This window comes from Bacillus sp. 01N45 (genome assembly GCF_056399205.1).
The window spans coordinates 1-5,198 of record NZ_JBFTQW010000031.1 but is presented as its reverse complement, the minus strand read 5'-3'; the positions used below and the strand labels follow the sequence as shown (position 1 = coordinate 5,198).

Annotated in this window: 5 protein-coding genes and 1 rRNA gene; 5 read left to right on the top strand and 1 reads right to left on the bottom strand. The window is 33.9% G+C overall.

Annotated features, from left to right (window positions below; all coding sequences use genetic code 11):
* The first annotated feature begins 478 nt into the window (after window positions 1–478).
* The 5 genes from AC1DMU_RS29375 (at window position 479) to uppP (ending at window position 4,738) form a co-directional block, all read left to right on the top strand.
* Window positions 479–1,192, top strand: coding sequence for a response regulator transcription factor (locus AC1DMU_RS29375; RefSeq protein WP_046953851.1), 714 nt, complete (start codon window positions 479–481; stop codon window positions 1,190–1,192).
* Window positions 1,182–2,195, top strand: coding sequence for a sensor histidine kinase (locus AC1DMU_RS29370; RefSeq protein WP_000845343.1), 1,014 nt, complete (start codon window positions 1,182–1,184; stop codon window positions 2,193–2,195). Before AC1DMU_RS29375 ends, AC1DMU_RS29370 begins: the two co-directional genes overlap by 11 nt.
* A 68-nt stretch (window positions 2,196–2,263) precedes the next feature.
* Window positions 2,264–3,193 carry an ABC transporter ATP-binding protein gene (locus AC1DMU_RS29365; RefSeq protein ID WP_000484005.1) on the top strand — a complete coding sequence of 310 codons (930 nt, stop codon included), beginning with the start codon at window positions 2,264–2,266 and terminating at the stop codon, window positions 3,191–3,193.
* Window positions 3,186–3,923 carry an ABC transporter permease gene (locus AC1DMU_RS29360; RefSeq protein ID WP_000247712.1) on the top strand — a complete coding sequence of 246 codons (738 nt, stop codon included), beginning with the start codon at window positions 3,186–3,188 and terminating at the stop codon, window positions 3,921–3,923. The genes AC1DMU_RS29365 and AC1DMU_RS29360 overlap by 8 nt, the downstream gene beginning before the upstream one ends.
* Before the next feature lie 17 nt (window positions 3,924–3,940).
* A complete protein-coding gene (gene uppP / locus AC1DMU_RS29355; protein WP_088061514.1) occupies window positions 3,941–4,738 on the top strand; it encodes an undecaprenyl-diphosphate phosphatase UppP in 798 nt (265 codons plus the stop codon).
* Between the two features lie 361 nt (window positions 4,739–5,099).
* On the opposite strand, the gene rrf is transcribed toward uppP, so the two are convergent.
* Window positions 5,100–5,198 (bottom strand): 5S ribosomal RNA (gene rrf / locus AC1DMU_RS29350); the annotation flags it as partial.

Here is a 5,198-nt window from a genome sequence, read left to right as displayed (position 1 = left end):
GTTAGTTTGTCTAGCATCTAAAAATAAAAATTGACGTTTCACGTTGTTTGTTTCGTTCAGTTTTCAAAGAACTACTCGGTCGCTCATTTGCGACTCCCTTATGTTAACATCTTCATGTTTCAATGTCAACTAAGTTTTTCATTTTGTTTGCCGCGTTCTGCGTTATTGCATCGGCGACTTGTCCTATATTACACCTCTAAGGTGAAATCGTCAACACCTTTTTATAAAGATATTCAATTTAATATTTTTATGCTCTTTTAGCTAGATATGCCTCTACAAAGAGTCATTACTAGAAACCACCTTCTGCTTCTCTTTAATTTATTCTTCCAAAACATATTCGATTTCATTTGAACTCTAGACTTAATTCTTGTAGACATGTCCCTCCAACAAAACTAGCAACCTTATTTTAACAAATACTAGTATATAATTAGAGAGTTGTTGTACTAGCAATAAAACTCTATTAGAAGCAGGTGAAAATATGAAAGATATACGTATCCTTATAGCAGACGATGATAAAGAAATCCGAAATTTATTAAAAATATATTTAGAACGAGAATTATATATGGTAGATACTGCGGTTAATGGTGAAGAAGCCTTGCAATTATTTAATCAAAACAACTATAACCTCGTTATATTAGATCTTATGATGCCGAAAGTAGATGGTATCGAAGTATGTAGAAAACTTAGAGATAAAACTAACGTACCTATATTAATGCTAACCGCTAAAGATCACGAAATTGATAAAATTTTAGGTTTAAGCATTGGCGCTGATGATTACATTACGAAACCTTTCAGTATTCACGAAGTAGTTGCACGAGTAAAGGCTCTTATGCGGCGTTTTTTAGTTCTTGGAAGTAACACTACTGCACAAGAGAAAACAATTTTAGCTTTCAAAGGACTAACTATCGATTTAAATACATACACAGTTCATACAAATAAAGAAGAAATCAGCTTAACCGGAAAAGAACTGGAACTGTTGAAATTCTTTACTTCAAACCCAGGACAAGTATTTACAAAAACACAGCTCTTTCGAAATGTATGGGACGATAATTATATAGAAGACGATAATACCGTTATGGTACATATTCGAAAACTTAGAAAGAAAATAGAAATCAATCCTTCTAATCCAAAATTCATTCAAACTGTATGGGGAATTGGTTATAAGTTTGTAGGTGAAAAACTTGAAGACTGATAAAACCCTATTCCTTATTTCATTACAACTTATCATTTGCGGGCTTTTAAATATACAAATGGGCCCAAAAGGAAAGATGTCTTTATTTATTACCCTTATTTTAATTACAATGTATCTCTTCTTTTCAAGAATACAATTCATTCAACATCGCAAATCAGTGGACACAAAATTAGGTCGTGTACTAAAAGGAAATTTACAAACGAGATTATTCACAAGCAATGACCCCTCATTACATAGTATCGTTTTTTCAATAAACGAACTAATAGCTGAATTAGAAAAGGTTCGGATCGAAGCAAAAAGATCCGAGGAATCTAGAAAACAACTTTTGTCTAGTATCTCGCACGATATCCGAACACCACTCACCTCTATTATTGGATATATCGACGCTTTAAAAGATGGGGTTGCTGTTTCTGAAATAGAAAAGAAAGAATATCTTAAAATACTTTATATGAAATCAAATAACTTAAAACATCTAGTTAATGAAATATTCAATATGGCAAAGCTAGACGCCAATGAATTTCCACTAAAAGAAGAGGAACTCGACTTTTCTGAAGTTACTAGAGAAGTTTTGATTGAATTTTTACCTGAACTCTCAAAACATAATCTCGAACTACAGGTTCTCATACCAGAATCTACTTGCCCTATCATTGCAGACCACCTTAGCCTTATGCGAATTATGAGTAATTTGATAAAAAATGCCATTTATTACGGAAAAGATGGGAAAACATTAGGGATCGAACTACTAGAAACTGATACAGACTATGAACTTCTTATTTGGGATAAAGGCCCTGGTATTCCAAAACATGATTTACAAAACGTATTTGAACGAATGTACCGAAGCGAACAATCGAGAAACTCCTCTTCTGGTGGTAGCGGTCTCGGGCTTTCAATTTCTAAAGCACTCGTTGAGAGAAATGGTGGGCATATATGGGTTGAAAGTACTCCATGGAAACGAACTACTTTTGGCTTTTCCATTCCAAAATACATTTCTTTTAAGAAATAGTTAAGAAATGATTAATATGCAGTTAAGCCTTCCTTCTTATCATGTAATTAAGAACTTATAGAAAGTAGGTGTTTCCTATAAATACAATTATAAAAACGACTAACCTTACTAAAGTGTATGGCACACAAAAATCAGTAGATAATCTAAATATTAATGTTCAACAAGGCGAGATTTATGGATTCATAGGACGAAACGGTGCGGGCAAAACAACAACCATTCGTATGCTACTCAGTCTTATAAAACCTACAAGTGGAAATATTGAAATATTCGGAGAGGACTTATTTCAAAATCAAAAAGATATTTTAAGAAGAATTGGTTCTATCGTTGAGGTTCCAGGGTTTTATGAAAACTTAACTGCAAAAGAAAACTTATTAATTAATACAAAGATAATTGGGATTCACAAAAAGAATGCTATTGAAGAAGCATTAGAAATAGTAGGATTGCAGCATGAAACAAAAAAATTAGTTGGGAAGTATTCTTTAGGAATGAAGCAGCGCCTAGGTATTGCACGTGCCCTTCTCCATTATCCCGAATTACTCATACTAGATGAACCAACTAACGGGCTCGATCCCATTGGTATTAAAGAAATGCGAAAACTTATTAAATCTTTAGCTCAGGAAAGAAATATAACGATACTTATTTCCAGTCACATATTAGCTGAGGTAGAACAATTAGTTGATCGTATGGGAATTATTCATGAAGGAAGGTTACTAGAAGAAGTTTCTCTTAATACGCTACGTAAAGCAAACCGTAAGTACATAGAATTTCAAGTGAATAATGAAAACAAAGCCGCAATGCTATTAGAAAATCAGCTTCAAATCTTTGATTATGAAGTACATGATGAAGGGAATATTCGTATTTATTCTCATTTTGGACAACAAGGATACATCAACAGAACGTTCGTTCTAAATGGTGTAGAAGTATTAAAAATGATGATAAGTGAAGATAGATTAGAAGATTATTTCACTAAATTAGTTGGAGGTGGAACAATTGGTTAATCTACTCTATACAGAACTACTAAAACTAAAACGCTCTAATATGTTTTTAATTAGCATTATTGGGGCTGGTGTCGCACCTTTCTTAGTCGTAGTAGCTTCTTATATACATATAAAAACCAAACAGCCCACTCCGACTATTTGGTTCCATCAATTATTTACTGATGTTAACTTATATACTACTTTAGTGATAGGATTCCCCTTATATGGAGTAGTAATTGCTTATCTGTTTACCCGTGAATATGCAGAAGACACACTAAAGAATTTACTAACTATCCCCGTATCGCGTATTAGCTTTATTATAAGTAAGTTCATCACTCTTTTTCTTTGGATCATGATGCTAACTTTAGTCGCTTGGGCACTTACTTTAATATTAGGGCTATTGGGGAACTTCCCTGGTTTTAACACTGCTTTATTTTTAGGTTCTTTTCTAAAATTTTTAATCTGTGGTGGACTTCTCTTTCTATTGTCTTCACCTATTGTGCTACTAACTCTTGTAATGAAGAGCTATGTACCACCTATTATATTAACAGTCATTATTACAATGACTAATCTTATGCTCGTAAACTCCAAACATAAAGATTTATTTCCGTGGACCGCTACTCTTGATATCGCAAATAATGAATTACAACCCACATATCCACCGGAATATTCTTATATCATCATTGCAGCAACAGCGGTTTCAGGATTTTTTGCAACACTATTCTATTTCAAAAGAGTAGACATTCATTAATTTATAGGAGTGAAACGATGAGCGATATCATTATTGCCTTCATACTCGGTATCGTAGAGGGGTTAGCCGAATTTTTACCTATCTCTTCTACTGGTCACCTTATATTAGTCGGGCATTTATTAGATTTTGAAGGAGAAAGAGCGAAAACGTTTGAAATTGTTATACAGCTAGGGGCAATTTTAGCTATTGCAATTTTATATCATAAACGCCTCGTTTCTTTATGTAATATTAAACCTCTTCTGCGGAAAGAGAAGAAATTCAACGCATTCCATGTATTTCTTGGCGTATTTCCAGCAGTAGTTGCTGGTTTACTACTACATGGTGTTATTAAAACTTACTTATTTCAGCCCTATACTGTCGTAATTGGACTTGTAGCAGGGGCAATTCTTATGCTCTTTGCAGAAGTAAAGAAGAAAGAGGCAACCTCCTATTCACTGGATGATTTAACATACCGTCAAGCATTAATAATTGGATTATTTCAATGCTTAGCAGTATACCCCGGCTTCTCTAGAGCTGGCTCTACTATTTCTGGAGGTCTATTAGCAAAAGTAAATTATAAAACTGCATCTGAGTTCTCTTTTCTCATTGCTCTTCCTGTAATGGTAGGCGCTACAGGCTTAGACTTGTTAAAAAGCTGGAAGTATTTAAGTGTCAATGATATCCCTATGTTTGTGGTAGGATTCATTACCTCTTTTATAGTAGCAATGTTAGCAGTAGTAACATTCCTAAAGCTTTTAGAAAAGATAGGCTTAAAACCTTTCGCATACTATCGTATTTTGTTAGCTATCTTATTTACGCTTTTCGTATTGCTATAAATTCATATAAGTCACAGATAAAAAACCGATATTCAAGTTAGAATATCGGTTTTTATCCATTTCACATCAAGTACTACCTACTCCAATATGGCATAGCGGGAGTAAATCATCATTAATAATCCAAATGTTCTTCAAGCAATTTTAATCTTTACCGTACGACACAGCTCAAAAATTAAACACCCCTTGGACAGAGACCGAATGTGTATACAAACTATATCCATTCCGCATATATGATATATCCTATATCATATATCATATTTCTTAATTCTCAATACACCGATACAAGTTCTAAATGTGTACAAAATGCTCATGCTTTATTAAACACGAAAAAACACAAGTCAAAAGACTTGTGTTTTTAGTTGCTTGGCGACGTCCTACTCTCACAGGGACAAGGTCCCAACTACCATCGGCGCTAGAGAGCTTAACTTCCGTGTTCGGTATGGGAACGGGTGTGACCTCT